Source organism: Chryseoglobus sp. 28M-23, assembly GCF_014789785.1.
Taxonomy (GTDB): domain Bacteria; phylum Actinomycetota; class Actinomycetes; order Actinomycetales; family Microbacteriaceae; genus Microcella; species Microcella indica.
Genome location: NZ_CP061846.1, coordinates 705,103 through 727,290 on the forward strand (window position 1 = coordinate 705,103; position 22,188 = coordinate 727,290).

The 22,188-nt window shown below is 70.8% G+C and carries 21 protein-coding genes; 17 read left to right on the top strand and 4 right to left on the bottom strand.

Annotation, left to right across the window (positions count from 1 at the left end):
• The first annotated feature begins 115 nt into the window (after positions 1-115).
• The 12 genes from IE160_RS03480 to ilvC all read left to right on the top strand — a co-directional run bounded on the left by IE160_RS03480 (position 116) and on the right by ilvC (position 13,908).
• Positions 116-1,552: an alpha,alpha-trehalose-phosphate synthase (UDP-forming) gene (locus IE160_RS03480; RefSeq protein WP_191151670.1), complete on the top strand. Its 1,437-nt coding sequence runs from the start codon at positions 116-118 to the stop codon at positions 1,550-1,552.
• On the top strand, positions 1,549-2,352 hold the full coding sequence (gene otsB, locus IE160_RS03485) for a trehalose-phosphatase (protein WP_191151671.1): 804 nt from the start codon (positions 1,549-1,551) through the stop codon (positions 2,350-2,352). The genes IE160_RS03480 and otsB overlap by 4 nt, the downstream gene beginning before the upstream one ends.
• A 71-nt stretch (positions 2,353-2,423) precedes the next feature.
• Positions 2,424-5,393 carry a Na+/H+ antiporter subunit A gene (locus IE160_RS03490; RefSeq protein ID WP_191151672.1) on the top strand — a complete coding sequence of 990 codons (2,970 nt, stop codon included), beginning with the start codon at positions 2,424-2,426 and terminating at the stop codon, positions 5,391-5,393.
• Complete coding sequence (locus IE160_RS03495) at positions 5,390-5,827, top strand: Na(+)/H(+) antiporter subunit C (RefSeq protein WP_191151673.1); 438 nt, start codon at positions 5,390-5,392, stop codon at positions 5,825-5,827. Before IE160_RS03490 ends, IE160_RS03495 begins: the two co-directional genes overlap by 4 nt.
• On the top strand, positions 5,824-7,389 hold the full coding sequence (locus tag IE160_RS03500) for a Na+/H+ antiporter subunit D (protein ID WP_191151674.1): 1,566 nt from the start codon (positions 5,824-5,826) through the stop codon (positions 7,387-7,389). The genes IE160_RS03495 and IE160_RS03500 overlap by 4 nt, the downstream gene beginning before the upstream one ends.
• On the top strand, positions 7,386-7,988 hold the full coding sequence (locus tag IE160_RS03505) for a Na+/H+ antiporter subunit E (protein WP_191151675.1): 603 nt from the start codon (positions 7,386-7,388) through the stop codon (positions 7,986-7,988). Before IE160_RS03500 ends, IE160_RS03505 begins: the two co-directional genes overlap by 4 nt.
• A complete protein-coding gene (locus tag IE160_RS03510; protein WP_191151676.1) occupies positions 7,988-8,275 on the top strand; it encodes an MrpF/PhaF family protein in 288 nt (95 codons plus the stop codon). The genes IE160_RS03505 and IE160_RS03510 overlap by 1 nt, the downstream gene beginning before the upstream one ends.
• Positions 8,275-8,673, top strand: coding sequence for a monovalent cation/H(+) antiporter subunit G (mnhG, locus tag IE160_RS03515; protein WP_191151677.1), 399 nt, complete (start codon positions 8,275-8,277; stop codon positions 8,671-8,673). The genes IE160_RS03510 and mnhG overlap by 1 nt, the downstream gene beginning before the upstream one ends.
• 49 nt (positions 8,674-8,722) lie before the next feature.
• Positions 8,723-10,417, top strand: a complete 1,695-nt coding sequence (ilvD, locus tag IE160_RS03520; protein ID WP_191151678.1) for a dihydroxy-acid dehydratase — start codon at positions 8,723-8,725, stop codon at positions 10,415-10,417.
• A gap of 55 nt (positions 10,418-10,472) precedes the next feature.
• Positions 10,473-12,311: an acetolactate synthase large subunit gene (locus tag IE160_RS03525; RefSeq protein WP_179873362.1), complete on the top strand. Its 1,839-nt coding sequence runs from the start codon at positions 10,473-10,475 to the stop codon at positions 12,309-12,311.
• 4 nt (positions 12,312-12,315) lie between these two features.
• Positions 12,316-12,825: an acetolactate synthase small subunit gene (gene ilvN / locus IE160_RS03530; protein WP_179873363.1), complete on the top strand. Its 510-nt coding sequence runs from the start codon at positions 12,316-12,318 to the stop codon at positions 12,823-12,825.
• A gap of 57 nt (positions 12,826-12,882) precedes the next feature.
• Positions 12,883-13,908: a ketol-acid reductoisomerase gene (gene ilvC / locus IE160_RS03535; protein WP_191151679.1), complete on the top strand. Its 1,026-nt coding sequence runs from the start codon at positions 12,883-12,885 to the stop codon at positions 13,906-13,908.
• Between the two features lie 31 nt (positions 13,909-13,939).
• Here the strand turns inward: ilvC and IE160_RS03540 are convergent, their stop codons facing one another.
• A complete protein-coding gene (locus tag IE160_RS03540; protein WP_179873365.1) occupies positions 13,940-14,713 on the bottom strand; it encodes a DUF1353 domain-containing protein in 774 nt (257 codons plus the stop codon).
• Positions 14,714-14,802: 89 nt separating this feature from the next.
• Between IE160_RS03540 and moaA the strand changes: the two genes are divergently transcribed.
• Both moaA and IE160_RS03550 read left to right on the top strand, forming a co-directional pair.
• Positions 14,803-15,873 (top strand): GTP 3',8-cyclase MoaA, encoded by a 1,071-nt coding sequence (moaA, locus tag IE160_RS03545; protein ID WP_191151680.1) that lies wholly within the window; start codon positions 14,803-14,805, stop codon positions 15,871-15,873.
• The gene (locus IE160_RS03550) at positions 15,866-16,123 is read left to right on the top strand and encodes a MoaD/ThiS family protein (RefSeq protein ID WP_179873367.1); all 258 of its coding nucleotides are present in this window, start codon (positions 15,866-15,868) and stop codon (positions 16,121-16,123) included. Before moaA ends, IE160_RS03550 begins: the two co-directional genes overlap by 8 nt.
• 11 nt (positions 16,124-16,134) lie before the next feature.
• On the opposite strand, the gene IE160_RS03555 is transcribed toward IE160_RS03550, so the two are convergent.
• Positions 16,135-16,551: a molybdenum cofactor biosynthesis protein MoaE gene (locus tag IE160_RS03555; RefSeq protein WP_179873368.1), complete on the bottom strand. Its 417-nt coding sequence runs from the start codon at positions 16,549-16,551 to the stop codon at positions 16,135-16,137.
• A complete protein-coding gene (gene moaCB, locus IE160_RS03560) occupies positions 16,544-17,599 on the bottom strand; it encodes a bifunctional molybdenum cofactor biosynthesis protein MoaC/MoaB (protein ID WP_224744549.1) in 1,056 nt (351 codons plus the stop codon). The genes IE160_RS03555 and moaCB overlap by 8 nt, the downstream gene beginning before the upstream one ends.
• 173 nt (positions 17,600-17,772) lie before the next feature.
• Here moaCB and IE160_RS03565 point away from each other — a divergent pair, with 173 nt between their 5' ends.
• On the top strand, positions 17,773-19,425 hold the full coding sequence (locus IE160_RS03565; RefSeq protein ID WP_179873369.1) for a molybdopterin-dependent oxidoreductase: 1,653 nt from the start codon (positions 17,773-17,775) through the stop codon (positions 19,423-19,425).
• Positions 19,426-19,433: 8 nt separating this feature from the next.
• Here the strand turns inward: IE160_RS03565 and IE160_RS03570 are convergent, their stop codons facing one another.
• The gene (locus tag IE160_RS03570; RefSeq protein ID WP_191151681.1) at positions 19,434-20,585 is read right to left on the bottom strand and encodes a ThiF family adenylyltransferase; all 1,152 of its coding nucleotides are present in this window, start codon (positions 20,583-20,585) and stop codon (positions 19,434-19,436) included.
• A 38-nt stretch (positions 20,586-20,623) separates the two neighbouring features.
• On the opposite strand from IE160_RS03570, the gene IE160_RS03575 reads away from it, so the two are divergent.
• Positions 20,624-21,448: a molybdate ABC transporter permease subunit gene (locus IE160_RS03575; RefSeq protein ID WP_179873371.1), complete on the top strand. Its 825-nt coding sequence runs from the start codon at positions 20,624-20,626 to the stop codon at positions 21,446-21,448.
• A complete protein-coding gene (locus tag IE160_RS03580) occupies positions 21,445-22,164 on the top strand; it encodes an ATP-binding cassette domain-containing protein (RefSeq protein WP_179873372.1) in 720 nt (239 codons plus the stop codon). Before IE160_RS03575 ends, IE160_RS03580 begins: the two co-directional genes overlap by 4 nt.
• Positions 22,165-22,188 lie beyond the last annotated feature (24 nt).

Sequence of the window (22,188 nt, forward strand, 5' to 3'; positions counted from 1 at the left end):
AACCGCGCACGCCGGCCATCGGGACTCTGGGAGGTCTCTGACCTTCGGCTGATACGGTGACGACCGCCGGCCCCCGCCATTTCGACGCATCCCCACGAGGAGACGCACGCGCGCCATGACCGACTCCAGCCAGAACGACTTCATCGTCGTCTCCAACCGACTTCCCGTCGATCGCGTCGTCGAGCCCGACGGCACCGCCCACTGGCGGCGCTCGCCGGGCGGGCTCGTCACCGCGCTCGAACCCGTCATGCGCGCCTCCGAAGGCGCCTGGGTCGGCTGGGCCGGGAAGCCCGACCTCGAGCTCGAGCCGTTCACAGAGGACGGCATCGATCTCGTGCCCGTTCCGCTGAGCGCGCTCGAGGTGCAGCGCTACTACGAGGGCTTCAGCAACGACACGCTGTGGCCGCTGTACCACGACGTGATCGCCGCGCCGAGCTACCACCGCGAGTGGTGGGAGGCCTACCAGGTCGTCAACCAGCGCTTCACCGATGCAGCGGCGGAGGTCGCTGCGCCGGGCGCGACGGTGTGGGTGCAGGACTACCAGCTGCAGCTCGTGCCCGCGATGCTGCGGGCGCAGCGCCCCGACCTCGTCATCGGGTTCTTCAACCACATCCCCTTCCCGCCGTACGGCATCTACGCGCAGCTGCCGTGGCGCCGTCAGATCGTCGAAGGGCTGCTCGGTGCGGACCTCATCGGCTTCCAGCGCGTCGCCGACGCGGGCAACTTCACGCGCGCCGTGCGCCGACTGTACGGGCCGACGACGACGAAGGGCACGAGCATCCGCGTACCGAGCCCCGACGGCGGGCCGGAGCGCATCGCGATCGCGAAGGCATTCCCCATCTCCATCGACGTCGCGAGCTTCGAGGAGCTCGCGCGCCGCCCCGAGACGATCGAGCGCGCGCGGCAGATTCGCGAGGAGCTCGGCAACCCCACGACGATCATGCTCGGCGTCGACCGGCTCGACTACACGAAGGGCATCCGCCACCGTCTGAAGGCGTACGGCGAGCTGCTGCGGGACGGCGACATCGAGGTCGGCGACGCCGTGCTCGTGCAGGTCGCGAGCCCCAGCCGCGAACGCGTCGCCGCGTACATGCAGCTGCGCGACGAGATCGAGCTCACGGTCGGGCGCCTCAACGGCACGTACTCGACGATCAGCCACAGCGCGATCGCCTACCTGCACCACGGCTACCCGCGCGAGGAGATGGCCGCGCTCTACCTCGCCGCCGACATCATGCTCGTCACCGCGCTGCGCGACGGCATGAACCTCGTGGCGAAGGAGTACGTCGCGTGCCGCCACGACGACGATGGTGTGCTGCTGCTGAGCGAGTTCGCCGGTGCCGCCGACGAGCTCAAGAACGCTCTGCTGATCAACCCGCACGACATCGACGGGCTCAAGGAGTCCATGGTGAAGGCGCTGCGCATGCCGAAGAAGGAGCGTGCCTCACGCATGCGCTCTCTCCGCAGGCGCGTGCGCGACAACGATGTCTCTTCGTGGTCTGACTCCTTCCTCACCACGCTGCGGCAGAGCGCCGACGCGGCGAGGTCGATGTGACGCCCGCTGACCCGTTCGCCCCGTCACTCGACGCCGCTCTCGATCGCGTCGCGGCTGCGCCCCGACTGCTCGTCGCGCTCGACTTCGACGGCACCCTCGCGCCCGAGGTCGACGACCCGCTCTCGGCGCGCGCGCTCCCCGAGGCGGCGGCCGCGCTCGAGGCCCTCCGCGCGCTGCCCGAGACCGTCGTCGCCCTCGTCTCCGGGCGATCGCTCGAGAGTCTCGCCCACGTCGGCCAGCTGGCGCCCGAGACTCCGCTCGTGGGCTCCCACGGTCTCGAGGTGAGGCTCGGCGCCGGCGCACCCGAACCCGCGGTGGACGCCGCCGATCGTGAGCGCGTCGACGCGCTCCGTGCTGCGCTCGCCCCGCTCGTGGATGCCGTCGACGGCGCCTGGATCGAGGACAAGCCAGCGGGGTTCGCCGTGCACACGCGCGTTGTCGAGCAGGATGCCGCGGCCGCGCTCCAGCGCGACGCGCGCGAGCGGGCATCCTCTCTCGATACCGGCCTCACGGTGCGCGACGGCAAGAACGTCGTCGAGTTCGCCGTGCGCGACGCGACCAAGGGCGACGGGCTGCGCATCCTGCGCGAGCGGCTCGGCGTCGACGCCGTGCTCTTCGCGGGAGACGATGTGACCGATGAGGATGCTCTGAGCACGCTCGGCGAGTGCGACCTCGGCGTCAAGGTCGGCGCCGCCGCGACCGTCGCCGAGCACCGCGTTCCCGACCCTGCCGCCATGGCCGCTCTGCTCGCCGAGCTCGCCGTGCGCCGTCGCGGGATTCTCTCGGCTTCGGCTCGATAGGCTAGAGCCACAGCTCCGCTCGATGCGGCGCCTCATCCCGTTCGTGCCGCACCGACACCGAGGGAGGACGCTTGCTCCTCGTCCTAGCGGTGTTCGGCGTGGCCGCGATCATTCTTCCGGCCCTCGTGCGCGTCCTCGGCCGTCGGGTCTTCCTCGTCGCAGGACTCGTCTCCTTCGGCGCCTTCGTGCACACCCTGCTGCAGGCGCCCGCGATCCTCGACGGCGATCCGGAGGGGTATCCGATCGAGCGTCTCGCGTGGGTCGCGCAGCTGCAGCTCACCCTCGACCTGAGCATGGATCCGCTCTCCTGGGTGCTCGCTCTCGTCATCACGGGCATCGGCAGCCTCGTGCTCGTCTACTGCTCCTGGTACTTCGCTGACGACGAGCCGGGCCTCGGGCGCTTCGCCGCCGTACTGCTGGCGTTCGCGGGGGCGATGTACGGTCTCGTCACGGCCAACGACGTCTACCTGCTCTTCGTGTTCTGGGAGGCCACGAGCGTCTTCTCCTACCTGCTCATCGGCCACTACACCGGTCGGAGGGCGAGCCGCGGTGCCGCCCTGCAGGCTCTCATCACGACAACCCTGGGCGGGCTCGTCATGCTCGTGGGCCTCGTTCTGCTCTCGGTGCAGGCTCGGTCGTCCTCCCTCGACGTGATCCTCTCCTCCTCGCCCGCGGGTGCCCTCACTACCACGGCGGTCTTCCTCGTGCTCGTCGGCGCCCTGTCGAAGTCTGCGATCGTGCCCGTGCACTTCTGGCTGCCCGGTGCCATGGCCGCGCCCACGCCCGTGAGCGCGTACCTGCACGCCGCCGCGATGGTCAAGGCCGGCATCTACCTCATCGCCCGCTTCGCGCCGGCGTTCTTCGATATGCCGGGCTGGCGTGAAGTGCTCGTCGGGCTCGGGGTCGCGACGATGCTGCTCGGCGGCTACATCGCGCTCAAGCAGACCGACCTCAAGCTCCTCCTCGCCTACGGGACAGTGAGTCAGCTGGGCTTCCTCACGATCGTCGCGGGCTACGGCACGCGCGACACGGCGCTCGCGGCTCTCGCCCTGCTGCTCGCCCACGCCCTGTTCAAGGGCGCGCTCTTCCTCATCGTGGGCATCATCGACCACGAGGCGGGCACTCGCGACCTGCGCAAGCTCTCCGGGCTCGGTCGACGCTCGCCGATCCTCGCGACGATCGCGGCCCTCTCGCTCGCCTCGATGTCGGGCGTCCCCCCGCTCTTCGGCTTCGTCGCCAAGGAGACCGCGCTTCACGGGTTGCTCGTGGGCGTCGAGTCGGGCGACCCGATCGCCGTCGTCGCCGTGGTCGGGGTCGTTCTCGGCTCGGTCTTCACGGTCGCCTACAGCCTGCGCTTCTTCTGGGGTGCGTTCGCGCGCAAGGCCGGCGTGGACGACGTCACCTCGCTCGAGCACGTGCGCCGCGGCTTCCTGCTCGCGCCCACCGTCCTGGCCGTCACCTCGCTCGCCCTCGGGCCGCTCGCAGGTCTCGCCGATCGTGCCCTCGCGGGCTATCCCGCCCTGTTCGAGGCGCCGGAGGGCAAGCCGTACACGCTCGCCCTCTGGCACGGCTTCGAGCCCGCGCTCGGTCTCTCGGCGCTCACGATCGTGCTCGGTGCCGCCCTCTTCGCCGCTCGCACTCGGGTCGCAGCCGTGCAGAAGCGGCTCTCGACGGGGCTGAGCGCGAGCGAGGCGTACTGGGACGTCATGTCGGGCGTCGACCGCGTCTCCGCGCGGATCACGAGTCTCACGCAGCGCGGCTCCCTCTCGTTCTATCTCGGCGTCATCCTGCTCGTCTTCATCGCCGTCACGACCGCGGGCCTCGTCGCGGGCTCGACCTGGCGCACCGATGTGCGGGTGTGGGACTACCCCGCGCAGCTCGCGATCGCCGTCGTCATGATCGCGGCCGCGATCGCGGCGACGCAGGTGCAGAAGCGCTTCGCCGCGCTCGTCACGGTCGGCGTCACGGGATTCGGGATGTCAGCGCTGTTCGCGCTGCAGGGCGCACCCGACCTCGCGATCACGCAGATTCTGGTCGAGCTCGTGACGCTCATCGCGTTCGTGCTCGTGCTGCGCCGTCTCCCGGCCAAGCTCGGTGACCGGCACGGCAGCCATCATCGACTGCTGCGCGCCGTGATCGCGATCGCCGCGGGCGTCGTCATGGTGCTCATCGCACTCGTCGCGGCCGGCGCGCGCACGACCGAGCGCATCTCCCTCGCCTGGCCCGAACTCGCCTTCGTCGATGGTCACGGCAGCAACATCGTCAACGTCGCCCTCGTCGACATCCGCGGGTGGGACACGATGGGAGAGCTCGCCGTCGTCATCGCGGCGGCGACCGGCGTCGCTAGCCTGCTCTTCATCCGGGGCCGCGTCGACTCCACCTCGCGGGCGCAGCGTGTCACGATGCGGCAGCGTGCGCGTGCCCGTGTGCAGCAGTCGCGCGTCGAGTCGATCCCCGGCGAGCGCCGCAATGCCTGGATCCTCGCTGGACCGACGCTCGACCCGCGTCATCGGTCGATCCTTCTCGAGGTCGTCGTGCGCCTCATCTTCCACGCCGTCATCGTGCTGTCGCTCTATGTGCTTTTCACAGGGCACAATCTGCCAGGCGGCGGCTTCGCGGGCGGACTCATCGCGGGGCTCGCGCTCGTCGCGCGCTACCTCGCGGGCGGTCGGCACGAGCTCACCGCTGCCGTGCCCCTGGGAGCGGGTGCAGTGCTCGGCACGGGAATCGCCATCGCCGCGGGCGCCGCGATCGTGCCCCTCCTGTTCGGCGCGGATGCCCTCACCTCGACCTACTGGGAGGCAGAGCTCTGGCTTCTGGGCGAGGTCTCCTTCGTGACATCGACGATCTTCGACATCGGCGTCTACCTCGTCGTCGTCGGGCTCGTGCTCGACGTGCTGCGCAGCCTCGGCGCCGAGGTCGACCGCCAGGGCGACGACGCCTCTGACCGGGCGAACGCCCGCCGCGGCGACTCGGTGAAGCCCGACTCGGTGAAGCCCGACTCGATGAAGCCCGACTCGATGACGGAGGGCCGCTCGTGAGCATCTCGCTGATCCTCGTCATCACCATGGGTGCGCTCTTCGCCGCAGGGGTGTACATGCTGCTCGAGCGCAGTCTCACGCGCGTCGTGCTGGGCTTCCTCCTGCTGGGCAACGCCGTGAACCTGCTCCTGCTCATCATGGCGGGGGAGGCGGGCATCGCCCCGATCGTCGAGGAGGGCGTCGCCGACGACGCCTACACCGACCCCCTGCCGCAGGCGCTCATCCTCACGGCGATCGTGATCACCTTCGCGGTCTCCGCCTTCCTCCTCGCCCTCATCTACCGCTCGTGGCGCCTCGCGAACGCTGACGACGTCTCCGACGACGCCGACGATGTCGCCCTGCGCGAGGGTGCTGTGGAGATGCCGGTCGAGGAGACCGCGCCGGACGCCGAGGACACCGAGTTTCCGACGGGCGATCAGGGGAGTCGTGTATGACCGCCCTCGTACCCCTCGTCGTCCTCGTGCCGCTGCTCGGCGCGGCGGTCACGCTCGCGCTCGGCTTCCGGCCCCAGGCGCAGCGCATCGTCGCGATCGTCGCCCTCGTCATCGAGCTCGGCCTCGGCATCGCCCTCCTCGTCGCGGTCGACGCCGGCGGCCCGCTCGCCATGGAGCTCGGCGGGTGGTCCGCGCCGTTCGGCATCGTCCTCGTCGTCGATCGCCTGTCGGCCGTCATGGTGCTCGTCTCGGCCGTGGTGCTGCTCGCCGTGCTGCTCTTCTCGGTCGGTCAGGGCATCGCCGACGGCGACGAGGAGACGCCGGTCTCGATCTACAACCCCACGTATCTCATCCTCACGACCGGTGTCATGGTCGCCTTCGTCTCCGGCGACCTCTTCAACCTCTACGTGGGCTTCGAGATCCTCCTCGTCGCGAGCTACGTGCTCATCACGCTCGGCGGCACGGAGGCGCGCATCCGCGCCGGCGTCACGTACGTCATCGTGAGCCTCCTGTCGTCCCTGCTCTTCCTGGCCTCGATCGCGATGGTCTACGGTGCTCTCGGAACCGTGAACCTTGCGCAGGTCGCCGCCCGCATGCAAGACCTGCCTGCCGACGTCCAGGTGCTGCTGCACCTCATGCTCCTTGTCGCCTTCGGCATCAAGGCCGCAGTCTTCCCGCTCTCGTTCTGGTTGCCCGACTCGTATCCGAGCGCTCCCGCGCCCGTGACCGCGGCGTTCGCGGGTCTGCTCACGAAGATCGGCGTGTACGCGATCATCCGGGTCGAGACTGTCATCTTCCCCGGCCCTGAGCTCAATGCGGCGCTCATGGTCGTGGCACTGCTCACGATGGTCGTGGGCGCGCTCGGTGCCGTCGCCCAGGCGGACATCAAGCGCATCCTCTCCTTCACGCTCGTGAGCCACATCGGCTACATGATCCTCGGTGTCGCGCTCGGCACAGCGGCGGGCACGGCGGCCGCGATCTACTACATCGCCCACCACATCGTCATCCAGACCACGCTCTTCCTCGCGGCGGGCCTGGTCGAGCGCGAGGCCGGCAGCACCTCCATCACGCGCATCGGAGGTCTGCTCGCGAGTGCGCCGCTCGTCGCCGTGCTGTTCTTCGTGCCCGCTCTCAACCTCGGCGGCATTCCGCCGTTCTCCGGCTTCATCGGCAAGCTGGGGCTCTTCCAGGCCGCTGCTGAGCAGGGGGATGCTCTCGCCTACGTCCTCATCGGTGCGGGTGCTCTCGTCTCGCTCCTCACCCTCTACGCCCTCGTGCGCGTCTGGAACCTCGCGTTCTGGCGCCCGGCGGGTGAGGTCGAGGGCGACGAGACGCGGCTCCTGCGCACGGTCGAGGAGGCCCCGCACTCCACGACGACGATCGCCGCGACCCGTGCGACCTCACGACTGATGACCGTGAGCACCGTCCTCATGGTGGTCGTCGGTATCGCGCTCACGGTCTTCGCCGGGCCGCTCTACGGTCTCGCCGATCGCGCCGCCGACAACCTCGACGGGCCCGAGCAGTACATCCAGATCGTGTTCCCGCAGGGGGTGGAGCCATGATCGACGACACCGTCAACGACGGCGCATCCCGGAACGACACCGCGGAAGGCGACCTCCCGACCATGTCGGAGGAGCGCGCCCACGCCACCTTCCTGCAGCAGCTACCGCTGCTCGTGGCACTCGTGCTCCTCTGGATGATGCTGTGGGGCTCCGTCTCCGTGCTGACCATCCTCACGGGCATCGTCGTCGCTCTGCTCGTCACGCGCGTCTTCTACCTGCCGCCTGTCGAGCTCTCGCGCCGTTTCAACCCCTTCTGGGCGATCGCCTTCCTCGCCCAGTTCTTCAGCGAGCTCTTCATCGCGTCCTTCCAGGTGGCGGCGCTCGCGTTCGCCCCGAAGGGTCGAACCCGCAGTGCGATCGTGCGCGTGCAGCTGCGCACACGAGCCGACATCATCATGACCCTCACCTCCATCACGATCTCGCTCGTTCCCGGGTCTCTCGTCATCGAGGTCGATCGACGGCACGCCGTGCTCTACGTGCATGTCCTCGGCGCCTCGAACGCCGACGATGTCGAGGAAGCGCGGCAGCACACCCTGAGCATGGAGCGACTCATCATCGCCGCGATCGGGTCGAAGGCGGAGTGGGAGCTGGTGCGCTGATGTTCGAGATCCTGTACGGCGTTGCCGCCGCCCTGCTCGCCGCGACGGCGATCATCTCGATGTACCGCGTCATCGTGGGCCCGACGATCCTCGATCGCGTGATCGCCTCCGATGTACTGCTCACGACGCTCATCCTCGTGGTCGCGACGGAGATGGTCATCAACGCCCACACGCGCACGATCCCGCTCATGGTCATCCTCGCGGCGACCGCGATCTTCGGCACCGTTGCGGTCGCGCGCTTCGTGACGAAGACCGAGGGCAGCCCGTGGCGGAAGGACGTGCCGTGATGGTCGAGCTCGAACCCTGGGACACGATCCTCGACATCTCCTCGGCCGTCCTCCTCGTCGTGGGAGCGGCGCTCTCGCTGGCCGCCGCGGTCGGCCTCATCCGCTTTCCGGATGCTCTCGCACGGTTGCACGCGGCGACGAAGCCGCAGATCCTCGGTCTGATCCTCATCGTCATCGCGCTCGCCCTGAGCGTCCGCAGCTGGGTCGCGCTCCTGCTCCTGCTGCCCGTCATCGTCTTCCAGATGCTGACCTCGCCCATCTCGGCCCACATGGTCGGCCGCTCTGGATATCGCACGGGCGCCTACGATCCCGACGGGCTCGTCGCCGACGAGCTCGCGCCGGACATCGAGGAGGCCTCGCGCTCGAGGATCGTCTCGAGCGACGACGACGAGGACTGAGTCGGGCGCAGGTCGGCGAGCATCAGCCGCACGTCCTAGACTCGAGGGCATGACCGAGGTCGATCACAAGCCCCGTTCCCGCGTCGTCACCGACGGCATCGAAGCGACGACATCGCGCGGCATGCTGCGCGCCGTCGGGATGGGCGATGACGACTGGGACAAGGCGCAGATCGGCATCGCGAGCTCGTGGAACGAGATCACGCCGTGCAACCTCTCGCTCGGTCGTCTCGCGCAGGGTGCCAAGGAGGGCGTGCACGCTGGAGGCGGCTACCCCCTCCAGTTCGGCACCGTGAGCGTGAGCGACGGCATCTCGATGGGCCACGAGGGGATGCACTTCTCCCTCGTCAGCCGCGAGGTCATCGCCGACAGCGTCGAGACGGTCATGCAGGCGGAGCGCCTCGACGGCTCGGTGCTGCTCGCCGGCTGCGACAAGTCGATCCCCGGCATGCTCATGGCCGCGGCACGCCTCGACCTCGCGAGCGTCTTCCTCTACGCCGGCTCGATCGCGCCAGGCTGGGTCAAGCTCAGCGACGGCACCGAAAAGCCCATCACGATCATCGACTCCTTCGAGGCCGTCGGCGCCGTGAAGGCCGGCAAGATGTCGGCAGAGGACGCTCATCGCATCGAGTGCGCCTTCGCCCCCGGTGAAGGTGCCTGCGGCGGCATGTACACCGCGAACACGATGGCCTCCGTCGCTGAGGCGCTCGGCCTGAGCCTTCCGGGGTCGGCGAGCCCAGCATCCTACGATCGCCGTCGCGACATGTACGCCCACCGCAGCGGCGAGGCCGTCGTGAACCTGCTCAAGAAGGGCATCACGGCGCGGCAGATCCTCACCAAGGAGGCCTTCGAGAACGCGATCACGGTCGCGATGGCCCTCGGTGGCTCCACCAACGTCGTGCTGCACCTGCTCGCGATCGCGCACGAGGCCGAGGTCGAGCTCACCCTCGACGACTTCAACCGCATCGGCAGCAGGGTGCCCCACATCGGCGACCTCAAGCCCTTCGGCAACTACGTCATGAACGACGTCGACCGGCAGGGCGGACTGCCGGTGCTGCTCAAGGCGCTGCTCGACGCGGGGCTCCTGCACGGTGACGCGCTCACCGTCACCGGCAAGACGATGGCCGAGAACCTCGCCGAGCTCGACCCCGACCCGCTCGACGGCGAAGTGCTGCGCACTCTCGACAACCCGATCCACGCGACCGGCGGCCTCACGATCCTCAAGGGCTCCCTCGCTCCCGAGGGGGCCGTCGTCAAGACCGCGGGCTTCGACGCCGCCGTCTTCGAGGGGCCCGCGCGCGTCTTCGAGCGCGAGCGCGCCGCCATGGACGCCCTCACCAACGGTGAGATCACCGCGGGCGATGTCGTCGTCATCCGCTACGAAGGCCCCAAGGGCGGCCCCGGCATGCGCGAGATGCTCGCCATCACGGCCGCCATCAAGGGCGCGGGACTCGGCAAGGATGTATTACTCTTGACCGACGGTCGATTCTCAGGCGGCACAACCGGGCTGTGCATCGGCCACATAGCTCCCGAAGCGGTGGACGCTGGTCCCATCGCCTTCGTGCGCGATGGTGATCTCATACGGGTCGATATCGCTGCTCGCTCACTCGACCTACTGGTCGACGAGGCCGAGCTGGATGCGCGCCGCACCCACTGGGCGCCCCTGCCCCCGCGTTACACCCGTGGCGTTCTCGCCAAGTACTCCAAGCTCGTGCGGTCCGCCGCACAGGGAGCGGTCACCGGGTGATGCGCGCGGTGCGCCCGCCCACGATCGCCGACACTCTGCAAGGACGTGCAACTTCATGACCACGGAATCGACTCCCGTGCCGAACCCGCCCGCGCGTGCCGCTACGGGCAAGACCGCGTCGGCGGCGTCCGCGAAGGCCGCCGCTGAGCCTCCCATCCTCACCGGGTCTGGTGCGATTCTCGCCTCGCTCGAGCGTCTCGGCGTCACCGACGTCTTCGGCCTGCCCGGCGGTGCCATCATGCCGTTCTACGACGAGCTCATGGCGTCCACCGCCATCCGGCACATCCTCGTCCGCCACGAGCAGGGCGCCGGTCACGCGGCCGAGGGCTACGCCTCCTCAAGCGGCCGGCTCGGCGTCTGCATCGCGACCTCCGGGCCCGGCGCGACGAACCTCGTGACGGCGATCGCGGATGCTCACATGGACTCCGTGCCCATGCTCGCCATCACCGGCCAGGTGTTCTCCACCTCGATGGGCACGGACGCCTTCCAGGAGGTCGACATCACGGGCATCACGATGCCCATCACGAAGCACTCCTTCCTCGTGACCAAGCCCGAGGACGTGCCCGGGGTGATCGCCGCGGCGGTCCACATCGCCACGACGGGGCGCCCCGGCCCCGTGCTCGTGGACGTCACGAAGGATGCCCAGCAGAAGAGCGCGCCGTTCATCTGGCCCCCCAAGATCGACCTGCCCGGGTACCGCCCCGTCACCAAGGCGCACGGCAAGCAGATCCAGGCCGCCGCGCAGCTCATCGCCGAGGCCCGCAAACCTGTGCTCTACGTCGGCGGCGGCGTCGTGCGCGCCGGTGCGCACCGCGAGCTGCTCGAGTTCGCCGAGAAGACCGGGGCGCCCGTCGTCACGACCCTCATGGCGCGCGGTGCCTTCCCCGACAGCCACCCCCAGCAACTCGGCATGCCCGGCATGCACGGCACCGTGCCGGCGGTGCTGGGACTCCAGGAGAGCGATCTGCTCATCGCCCTCGGAGCACGATTCGACGACCGCGTGACCGGCAAGGTGAGCGAGTTCGCTCCCGGCGCCAAGGTCATCCACGTCGACATCGACCCTGCGGAGATCGGCAAGATCCGCCACGCCGATGTGCCGATCGTCGGCGACGTGCGCGAAGTGCTGCTCGACCTCCTGCCCGCCTACGACGAGGCGGTCGCCGCGCACCCGAGCGACACCGCCGACTGGTGGACTCGACTGAAGACCCTCAAGTCGCAGTACCCGCTCGGCTACACCCTGCCGGAGGACGGCCAGCTGTCGCCACAGTGGGTCATCGAGAAGATCGGGGAGCTCTCCGGCCCCGAGGCCGTCTACGCCGCGGGCGTGGGTCAGCACCAGATGTGGTCGGCCCAGTTCGTCAAGTACGAGCGCCCCGGCGCGTGGCTCAACTCGGGCGGCGCGGGAACGATGGGCTACGCGGTGCCCGCCGCCATGGGCGCGAAGGTGGCGCAGCCCGACCGGCTCGTCTGGGCCATCGACGGCGACGGCTGCTTCCAGATGACCAATCAGGAGCTCGCGACCTGCACGATCAACAACATCCCCATCAAGGTCGCCATCATCAACAACTCCTCGCTCGGCATGGTGCGTCAGTGGCAGACCCTCTTCTACGAGGGCCGGCACTCGTTCACCGACCTCAACACGGGGCACGACACGGTCATGATCCCCGACTTCGTGAAGATGGCCGACGCCTACGGCGCACTCGGCATCCGCGTCACGACGCCCGAGGAGGTCGAGCCGGCCATCCGCCTCGCAATGGAGACCAACGACCGCCCCGTCGTCATCGACTTCATCGTGAGCCGCGACGCGATGGTGTGGCCCATGGTTCCGCAGGGCGTCGGCAACTCGCAGGTGCAGTACGCCCGCGACCACGCCCCCGACTGGTACGAGGAGTAGACCGATGACCTACCACGTGCTCTCCCTGCTCGTCGAAGACAAGCCAGGCCTCCTCACGCGCGTCGCCGGGCTCTTCGCGCGCCGCGGGTTCAACATCTCGTCACTCGCCGTCGGCACCACCGAGGTCGAGGGCCTCTCGCGCATCACCGTCGTCGTGCAGGTCTCCGGCCTGCCGCTCGAGCAGATCACGAAGCAGCTCAACAAGCTCATCAACGTGCTCAAGATCGTCGAGCTCGACTCCTCGCAGGCGGTCGAGCGCGAGCACATGCTCGTCAAGGTGCGCGTCGACAACGCGACGCGCTCGCAGGTGCTCGAGGCCGTCAACCTCTTCCGCGCCCGCGTCGTCGACGTCGCCCCCGACTCCCTCGTGATCGAAGTCACGGGCGACACCCCCAAGGTGGAAGCCTTCCTGCGCGTTCTCGAGCCCTACGGCATCAAGGAGATCGCGCAGTCGGGTCTCCTCGCGATCGGTCGAGGCTCGAAGAGCATCAGCGAGCGCGTCCTCAAGAACTAGCGCCGGCCCACCGGTCGGCCCCGCCCATCCACCCCGAGTACAAGGAGAATCACACGCATGACTGACGTCATCTACGACAAGGATGCCGATCTGAGCCTCATCCAGGGCAAGAAGGTCGCCGTCATCGGCTACGGCTCGCAGGGCCACGCCCACGCGCTCAACCTGCGCGACTCGGGCGTCGAGGTGCGCATCGGCCTCAAGGAGGGCTCCAAGAGCCGCGCCAAGGCGGAAGAGGCCGGCTTCACCGTGCACACGCCCGCCGAAGCTGCGGCGTGGGGCGACGTCATCGTCATCCTCGCCCCCGACCAGCACCAGCGCGGTCTCTACGCGGCCGACGTCAAGGACAACCTGACCGAGGGCAAGACGCTGCTCTTCAGCCACGGGTTCAACATCCGCTTCGGCTACATCAAGGCGCCCGAGGGCGTCGACGTCGTGCTCGTCGCACCCAAGGGCCCCGGCCACACCGTCCGTCGCGAGTACGAGGCAGGCCGTGGCGTGCCGGTCATCGTCGCCGTCGAGAAGGATGCGACCGGTTCGGCGTGGGACCTCGCGTGGTCGTACTCCAAGGGCATCGGCGGCCTGCGCGCCGGCGGCATCAAGACGACCTTCACCGAGGAGACCGAGACCGACCTCTTCGGCGAGCAGGCCGTGCTCTGCGGCGGCACCTCGCAGCTCGTCCAGTACGGGTTCGAAGTCCTCACCGAGGCCGGCTACCAGCCCGAGATCGCCTACTTCGAGGTGCTGCACGAGCTCAAGCTCATCGTCGACCTCATGTGGGAGGGCGGCATCGCCAAGCAGCGCTGGAGCATCAGCGATACCGCCGAGTACGGCGACTACGTCTCCGGCCCGCGCGTCATCGACCCGAACGTCAAGGAGAACATGAAGGCTGTTCTCGCCGACATCCAGTCCGGTGCCTTCGCGCAGCGCTTCATCGACGACCAGGACAACGGTGCGGTCGAGTTCCAGAAGCTTCGCGACCAGGGTGCCGCGCACCCCATCGAGGCGACCGGCAAGAAGCTGCGCTCGCTCTTCGCGTGGAAGCAGCAGGACTCGGACTACACGGACGGCAGCGCTGCGCGCTAGCAGCACCACAGCATGACCGGGCGCGCCCGGGTCAGCGCGCCCTCGGGGCCGCCGACTCGGGCGCGTACTCCTCTTTCCAGGCGACCGTCGGCTCGGCGCGCGGCCGGGGACCCTTGCACCCGGTCGCGAGCCACACGATCATCGCGATCGCGTTCTCGACGTGCGAGGCGAGGAACGCACCGAGGATGAGCGGGGCGTAGAGCGCCGCCAGGTAGGTCGCCGAACTGACGAGACCGAACCTGGACCCCCAGAGCACGGCGAGGGTCAGCGGAGCGAGCGCGAGCCCGAACCACCACGGTGACACCGATGCGCCCAGTGCGACCGCGGCGACGATCGCGAGCACGCCCGCGGCGACCTGCCCGATGAGCAGGCGCCCGAGCGCTCCACCGTGCCGTCCCCAGCTCTCGAGGCCGACCGCCGCCCACATCACCCGCGCTCGCAAGCGATGCACGCCGTTGTCGATGAGGGCGACGCGGAACAGCTCGTCCGCATCGCGCCGTAGCCCCAGCCGCTGCTCCTCGGGCTCCCGCAGCAGCTGCCCGACGAGCGCGTCGTGCATGATCGCGGGCAGCGTCTGCGTGCCGTAGTTGGCGATGAGCCCCCACAGGAACGGCGGCACCGAGGCGAAGTCGGTGCTGTTGCCGTCGCGCGGCGGCAGGTCGAGCTCGTGCGCGCGCACGAGCGTGCTGGTGCCGTCGCGCGGGTTGAGGTAGAGGAAGTCCTCCGCGACCTGGAAGTCGCGACCGCGCCGGTACACGAGCGGCAGCGCGTCGAGCGGCTCGCCCGCGGCGGTGAGAAACGGCATGAGGGAACCTCCTCCTCGATCGTACGGGGCGGGCATGGTCGGTCGAGAGCGACAACGGGGTACTCGGTCGCGGCGGTTAGGGTGACGTCATGTCGATGATTGCTCTCGGGATGCCCGGCGTGCGCCGCGCGGAACCCGACGCCGCGCTCGACACCTCGGGGCGCCCCGACACGCCGGCCCTCGTCGACCGGTTCGGTCGCGTCGCGCGCGACCTGCGCATCTCGCTCACGAGTGCGTGCTCGCTGCGGTGCACCTACTGCATGCCGGCCGAGGGGCTGCCGGTCGTGCCGCGGGACGAGCTGCTGAGCGCTGAGGAAATCGCGCGGCTCGTAGCTCTAGCGGTGCACGACCTCGGCGTGCGCGACATCCGCTTCACGGGGGGCGAGCCGCTGCTGCGCCCCGACCTCGTGGAGATCGTCGAGCGCAGCGCGCGGGTGGCGGCAGGAGCATCCCTGTCTCTCACGACTAACGGCATCGGCCTCGAGAGACGCATCGATGCGCTCCTCGCGGCCGGGCTCACCCGCCTCAACATCTCGCTCGACACGATCGACCGCGACCACTTCGCGCGCCTCACGCGCCGCGACCGTCTGCCGGCCGTGCTACGGGGCATCGAGGCGGCTCGCCGGGCGGGCGTGACGCCGCTCAAGATCAACGCCGTGCTCATGCGCGACACGCTCGACGGCGCGGGCGATCTCGTGGCCTGGGCGCTCGAGCACGGGGTGGAGCTGCGCTTCATCGAGCAGATGCCGCTCGACGCCGACGAGACCTGGGTGCGCGAGAACATGGTCGACGCGGCGGAGCTCGTCGCGTCCCTCGCGCCCCGCTTCGCGCTCAGCCACCCGCACCGCGACGACCCGCACGCTCCCGCCGAGACCTGGCTCGTCGACGGCGGCCCCGCCACGATCGGCATCATCGCCTCCGTCACGCGGTCGTTCTGCGAGGCGTGCGATCGCACGCGCCTGACGGCCGAGGGCACGGTGCGCTCGTGCCTGTTCGGCGACGACGAGACCGACCTGCGCGGCCTGCTGCGCGGCGGTGCGAACGACGACGAGCTCGCCGAGCGGTGGCGCGCGGCGATGTGGGGCAAGCAAGCCGGTCACGGGATGTCCCTGGCCGGGTTCCGCCGCCCCGAGCGGACGATGGGGGCCATCGGTGGCTGAGCTGCTCGTGCGCTACTTCGCGGCGGCGGCCGAGGCCGCCGGGTGCGAGGAGGAGGTGCTCGACGCCGAGCGGTCCGCGACCCTCACGACGGTCGGCGCCGTGCGCGCGCACCTCATCGTCCGGTACGGCGAGCCGATGGCGCGCGTGCTCGAGAACGGCTCGTTCCTCGTCGATGGCGTCGTGCAGCGTGATGACGCGACGCCGATCGGGGCGCGCGTCGACGTGCTGCCGCCCTTCGCGGGGGGCTGACAGAGCGTGAGCTAGAGCCCGACCCACTCCGTCGAGCCGTCGGCGAGGTGCTGGCGCTTCCAGATCGGCACGCTCGCCTTGATCTCCGCCACGAGCGCCTCGATGGCGGCGAACGCCTCGGCGCGGTGGGGGGAGGCGACGACGGCGACGAGGGCGACGTCGCCGACGGCGAGGGAACCGGTGCGGTGAGCCGCCGCGACCCGCAGGCCGGTGCGCTCGTGCAGGCGCGCGCAGGCGGCGCGCAGCATGCTCTCGGCGTCAGGGTGCGCGCGGTAGTCGAGCCCCCGCACGGTGACGCCGTGGTCGTGATCCCGCACGACACCGCGGAACGTCACGACGGCACCGTCGGCCCTCGTGGCGACCCACGACTCGAGGTCAGCTGCGTCGAGAGTGCCCTCACTGACGGTCGCCCGCACGGCTTCACTCATGCCCGCCACCACCCGCGATTTGGGCGAGCAGGTGCTCGAGGCTGCCCTCGAGCACGGCGAGGCCGTCGCGCACCGCCCCGGGGGAGCCCGGGAGGGCGACGACGACGGTGCCCCGGGCGATTCCGGCGACCGCGCGGCTGAGCACGGCGGTCGGGGTCGCCGCCCGCCCGCGCTCGCGCACGGCCTCGGCGATGCCGGGCAGCTCGGTGTCGAGGACGGCCCGCACGGCCTCCGGAGTGAGGTCGCTCGGACTCACTCCCGTGCCGCCCGTGATGATGATGAGCGCCGGGGAGTCTGCGAGCGCGCTCGCGAGTGCCGGGCCGATCTCAGCGTCGGGGACGACGACGGGCTCGTCGATGGTGAGCCCGCGGTCGGCGAGCCAGTGCGCGATCGTGGGGCCGGTATCGTCGGCGCGCGTGCCTGCCGCCGCACGGGTGGAGGCGACGAGCACGATGGCCGTCCCCGGGCGCACAGTGCCGCGAGGGGGGCCGCCACGCCCGGTACTGCCCTGCGCGTGCGGCTCACGCGCTGCGGACTCGGCCCTGGCCTCACCAGCACCGCCCTGGCGCCGCCAGTCACCGCGCTTGCCGCCGGTCTTCTCGAGCAGGCGCACGTCGGTGAGGGCGCCCTCGGGGTCGACGGCTTTGATCATGTCGTGCAGGGTGAGCCCCGCGACCGTCGCGGCCGTGAGCGCCTCCATCTCGACGCCCGTCCGGCTGCTCGTCGAGGCCGTAGCGGTGATGAGCACGGCGTCGTCGGTCAGGTCGAGGTCGATGCTCACCGCGTCGAGCGGCAGCGGGTGGCACAGCGGGATGAGCTCGCTCGTGCGCTTCGCCGCCCCGATGCCGGCGAGCCGGGCGGTCGTGAGCACGTCGGCCTTCGGCAGGCCGTCGTCGCGCAGGAGGGCGATGACGTCCGGCCGGGTCACGTACCGCGCCGCCGCGACCGCCCGGCGAGCGGTCACGTCCTTGCCACCCACGTCGACCATGCGCGCGCGCCCGTCGCTGTCGAGGTGGCTCAGCCCGCGGCCCTCGGTGGAATCCGTCACGATTCCATCGTCCCACGTAGGCGAGCCGCGCCGATGACCGGCCCGCGCCCCTGTAAGGATTCGGAAAGGTCTGCCAGGGGCGACGTGGAGGCTCGCGGCCTAACCTGTGCACAGGGCCGCGCAGCGTGACGGCGACCCCACCACGACGGCGACCCTGCAGAGAGGCGGCGAGCATGGCGAGCACGGGTACGGCGGCGCGCACGGTCGCTCCCGCGTCGTTGCCGCGCGCTCGAGGCCCCCTCGTCTGGAGCGCCGCAGTCGGCCTCGTCGCCGCCGCGGCGACCCTCGCGTCGGCCGAGGTCGTCGCGCTCCTCCTTGCGCCGGCAAGCAGCCCCGTTCTTGCCGTCGGCTCGCTCGTGATCGACCTGACGCCGCCGTGGCTCAAGGACGCGACGATCGCCGTGTTCGGCACCGACAACAAGGCCTTCCTGCTCACCATGGTCATCCTCCTCGTCGCGATCCTCGCGATTGCGAGCGGGATGCTCGAGCGCCGCCGCCCGCCCACCGGTGCCGCACTGCTCGGCGTCGTGGGGGCCGTCGCGGTCGTCGCGGTCGTGACGCGTGCCGAGGCTTCGCCGCTCTGGGCAGTGCCCACACTCGTGGGAACCCTCGTCGGCGTGGTCGCGCTGCGCCGACTCTCGGCGCGGCTCGCCGCGTGGCTCGTGGCGCGAGCGCGCGACCAGGCGCGCGCTGCCCCCGACAGCACTGGCCTCGACAGCGCCGCCCCCGCCCGGACGCCCGAGCCCGCGACGGCGCTCGCCCGGCGCACCTTCTTCGGCGGCCTCGTGGGCACCGCCGCCGGCGCGGCGATCGCGGGCATTGCGGCGCGCGTGGCCAACTCGGCAACGTCGGCCGTCACCGCCGTGCGGGAGGCCCTGACCCTGCCCGCGCCGGCCACGGCGGCTGCGCCCATCCCCGCGGGGGCGAGCCTCGACGTGGCCGGCATCACCCCGCTCGTGACCGCCAACCGCGACTTCTACCGCATCGACACCGCCCTGCAGGTGCCGCGCATCGACGCCGGCCAGTGGCGGCTGCGCGTGACGGGGCTGGTCGAGCAGGAGATCGAGCTCGACTGGGACGCGCTGTCGTCCCTTCCGCTGCAGGAGAGCTACGTCACGCTCATGTGCGTCTCCAACGACGTGGGGGGCGACCTGACGGGCAATGCGCTGTGGCTTGGGCATCCGATCAGGGAGGTTCTCGCACGGGCCCGCCCGCTACCGGAGGCCGACATGGTGCTCTCGGTCAGCCAGGACGGCTGGACGGCGGGCACGCCCCTGCAGGTGCTGCAGGATGAACGGGATGCCCTGCTCGCGATCGGCATGAACGGCGAGCCGCTGCCGCTCGAGCACGGGTTCCCCGTGCGGATGGTCGTGCCGGGGCTCTACGGCTACGTCTCCGCGACGAAGTGGGTCGTCGAGCTGCGGGTGACGCGCTTCGACCGCGAGCAGGGCTACTGGACGCCGCGCGGGTGGTCAGCGCTGGGGCCGGTCAAGACGCACAGCCGCATCGATGTGCCGCGCGAGCGCGCCCGCGTCTCGGCCGGCACCGTGCCCGTCGCGGGCATCGCGTGGGCCCAGCAGACCGGTATCGAGCGCGTCGAGGTGCGCGTCGACGGCGGTGCGTGGAACGAGGCGCGTCTCGCCGAGGCGATCTCCGTCGACACCTGGCGGCAGTGGGTGTGGATGTGGGAGGCCACGAGCGGCACCCACGTCATCGAGGCTCGGGCGACCGACGCCTCGGGCTTCACCCAGCGTGCGCAGTACGTGCCCGTCGCCCCGGACGGCGCCGAGGGGTACCACGCCGTGACCGTGCAGGTCGACGGCTGAGCCGCTCCCTAGTACCGCGCGACGGCCGGGTCGACGTCGCGCGACCAGGCGTCGATGCCGCCCGCGAGGTGGCGAGCAGGGATGCCGGCCGCGAGCAGCTGGCGCAGGGCATCCTGCGACCGGATGCCGTGGTGGCAGTAGACGATCGTCTCCCGATCGCGGGGGAGGGCACCGATCGCGGCGGGCAGCTGCCCGAGGGGCACGAGGGCCGAGCCGGGCAGGGCGGTGAGCTCGTGCTCCCACGGCTCGCGCACGTCGAGCAGCAGCGGCCGGGCATCCCGTTCGGTTCCATCGGCGAAGACGGTCTCGAGAAGTTGGGCGAGCTCGCGGGCGCTCACCTCGAGCGATCGGCCAGAGTCGCCCGTGGCGGCGGGCGCGGGCGCTGTGCCGCAGAACTGTTCGTAGTCGATGAGCTCGGTCACGGGGGCGGCCTGCGGGTCGTGGCCGAAGGGCAGCTCGCGAAAGCGGCCAGTGCGCGCGTCGTAGGTCGTGACGCGGCCGATGAGCGCATCGCCGACACCCGTGAGCAGGGTGACGACCTGGCCCGCCATGATCGCGCCGATGACTCCGCACACGGAGGGCAGCACGCCGCCCGTCGCGCAGTCGAGCACGGCATCGGGCGCGGGAGGAGCGGGGAAGAGGTCGCGGTAGCCGGGGCCGCCCACCGGGCACACGCCGGTCTGCCCGCCGTACTGCAGCACGGCTCCCCACACGAGAGGGATGCCGCGCAGGGTGGCGGCATCGGCGGCGAGGTAGCGCGTGGCGAAGCCGTCGCTGCCGTCCACGAGGAGGTCGTAGTCGGCGAGAAGCTCGAGCGCGTTCTCGCTCGTGAACCGCTGCCGGTGGGTCATGACCGTCACGGCGGGGTCGAGAGCGCGCAGGCGCTCCGCGGCGGAGTCGACCTTCGGGCGCCCCACGTCGGCGGTGCCGTGCAGGTGCTGGCGGTGCAGGTTGCTGAGCTCGACGACGTCGTCGTCGACGATGCCGAGACGCCCCCCGGGGCCGGTCGCGAGCCCCGCGCCGACGAGCTGCGGCAGCAGCACGCTGCCGAGCCCTCCCGCGCCGATGACGAGCACGCGCGCACGGGCGAGCGCGTCCTGCGCGGCGGTGCCGAAGCCGGGCAGAGCGAGCTGGCGCGCGTGGCGGGAGGCGTCGGGCATGGTGAGATTGTCGCAGGCATGACCGAGAGGAGGAGGAGATGAGCCGCAGCAGTCTCGCGCCGGTCACGCGCACTCCGCGCCCCCTCGTGGTTCTCGCCGTCGCGGGTCTCCTCCTGCTCGTCGGCCCGCTCCTCGCGATCGTCCTGCGCGCACCGTGGCCGCGCATTCTCGAGATCGTATCGCGCGAGAGCGCGCTGAACGCCCTCGGCATCTCCCTCGGCACCGCCGCGGCGGCGACGGGGCTCAGCCTCCTGCTCGGGCTGCCGCTCGCCCTGCTCCTCGCCGGTGCGCCGAGCGGACGCTCGTCGCTGAGCGTGCGCATCGTGCGATCCTTCGTGACCGTGCCCGTCGTGCTGCCGCCCGTCGTCGGCGGTGTCGCGCTCGTCGCCCTGCTCGGCGAGGGCGGGCTCGTCTCCCAGCCGCTCGCCGACTGGTTCGGCTTCGCGCCGCCGACGAGCGCCGCCGCCGTCGTGCTCGCGCAGACCTTCGTCGCCATGCCGTTTCTCGTCTTCGCGATCGAGGGTGCCGTCCGCGGTGCCGACCGACGTTTCGACCTCGTCGCCGCGACCCTCGGGTCGACGCCGAGTCGCCGTCTCATGCGGGTGACGTTGCCGCTCATCGCGCCCGGCATCGCGGCGGGAGCCGCGCTGTGCTTCGCCCGGGCGCTGGGCGAGTACGGGGCGACGGTGACGTTCGCCACGAGCATCCCGGGCATCACGCAGACCCTCCCGATGGCGATCTACGGCGAGCTCGCCCTCGGAGACCGGGATGCGGCCATCGCGCTCTCCCTCGTGCTCATCGCCGTCTCGGTGGTCGTGCTGCTCGCGTTCCGCGACCGGTGGGTGCCGCAGGTGGCGCGATGACCGGGCTCTCGGCCGCGCTGCGCGTGCGGCGCGAGGAGTTCGCCCTCGACGTGGAGTTCGCCGTGCCGACCGGGGGCGTGCTCGGTGTGATCGGGCCGAACGGCGCGGGCAAGTCGACTCTGCTGCTCGCCCTCGCCGGGGCGATCGAGCTCGAGGGGGGAGCCGTGTCGATCGACGGCGTCGAGCTCGACACCGCGCCCGAGCGCCGCGGGGTCGGCGTCGTCTTCCAGGACGCGCTGCTCTTTCCGCACCTGAGCGTGCTCGACAACGTCGCCTTCGGGCCGCGCGAACGGGGGCAGACCCGGGTCGCCGCACGGTCGCTGGCGCGCTCGTGGCTCGACCGGCTCGGCATCGCGCATCTCGCGCACCGTCGGCCTGGCGGTCTCTCGGGGGGAGAGGCGCAGCGGGCCGCGCTCGCACGCGCTCTCGCGGTCGCCCCGCGCCTGCTGCTGCTGGACGAGCCGCTCGCCGCCCTCGACGTCGAGGTGCGCGACGCGGTGCGTGCCGACCTCTCCGCGCACGTGGGCGCCTTCGGCGGCGTCACCGTCGTCGTCGCCCACGACCGCGACGATGTCGCGGCGCTCGCCGAGCAGGTGCTCGTCGTCGAGGGCGGGCGCGTCGTGCAGCGCGGCACCCTCGCGGAGCTCACGGCGCACCCTGCGACCGACTTCGTGCGGCGGTTCACGGCGAGCACCCCGCCTGCCGGCCCGAGCTGACCGGCGCACCGGGCAGAATCCGCG

Coding starts and splice junctions, on each gene's coding strand:
- moaA (WP_191151680.1), top strand. CDS start 14,803: ATGTCGATGATTGCTCTCGGGATGCCCGGCGTGCGCCGCGCGGAACCC.
- IE160_RS03500 (WP_191151674.1), top strand. CDS start 5,824: ATGACCGCCCTCGTACCCCTCGTCGTCCTCGTGCCGCTGCTCGGCGCG.
- ilvN (WP_179873363.1), top strand. CDS start 12,316: ATGACCTACCACGTGCTCTCCCTGCTCGTCGAAGACAAGCCAGGCCTC.
- ilvD (WP_191151678.1), top strand. CDS start 8,723: ATGACCGAGGTCGATCACAAGCCCCGTTCCCGCGTCGTCACCGACGGC.
- IE160_RS03565 (WP_179873369.1), top strand. CDS start 17,773: ATGGCGAGCACGGGTACGGCGGCGCGCACGGTCGCTCCCGCGTCGTTG.
- IE160_RS03540 (WP_179873365.1), bottom strand. CDS start 14,713: ATGCCGTTTCTCACCGCCGCGGGCGAGCCGCTCGACGCGCTGCCGCTC.
- IE160_RS03480 (WP_191151670.1), top strand. CDS start 116: ATGACCGACTCCAGCCAGAACGACTTCATCGTCGTCTCCAACCGACTT.
- IE160_RS03505 (WP_191151675.1), top strand. CDS start 7,386: ATGATCGACGACACCGTCAACGACGGCGCATCCCGGAACGACACCGCG.
- IE160_RS03555 (WP_179873368.1), bottom strand. CDS start 16,551: ATGAGTGAAGCCGTGCGGGCGACCGTCAGTGAGGGCACTCTCGACGCA.
- ilvC (WP_191151679.1), top strand. CDS start 12,883: ATGACTGACGTCATCTACGACAAGGATGCCGATCTGAGCCTCATCCAG.
- IE160_RS03575 (WP_179873371.1), top strand. CDS start 20,624: ATGAGCCGCAGCAGTCTCGCGCCGGTCACGCGCACTCCGCGCCCCCTC.
- mnhG (WP_191151677.1), top strand. CDS start 8,275: ATGGTCGAGCTCGAACCCTGGGACACGATCCTCGACATCTCCTCGGCC.
- IE160_RS03580 (WP_179873372.1), top strand. CDS start 21,445: ATGACCGGGCTCTCGGCCGCGCTGCGCGTGCGGCGCGAGGAGTTCGCC.
- IE160_RS03510 (WP_191151676.1), top strand. CDS start 7,988: ATGTTCGAGATCCTGTACGGCGTTGCCGCCGCCCTGCTCGCCGCGACG.
- IE160_RS03525 (WP_179873362.1), top strand. CDS start 10,473: ATGACCACGGAATCGACTCCCGTGCCGAACCCGCCCGCGCGTGCCGCT.
- IE160_RS03570 (WP_191151681.1), bottom strand. CDS start 20,585: ATGCCCGACGCCTCCCGCCACGCGCGCCAGCTCGCTCTGCCCGGCTTC.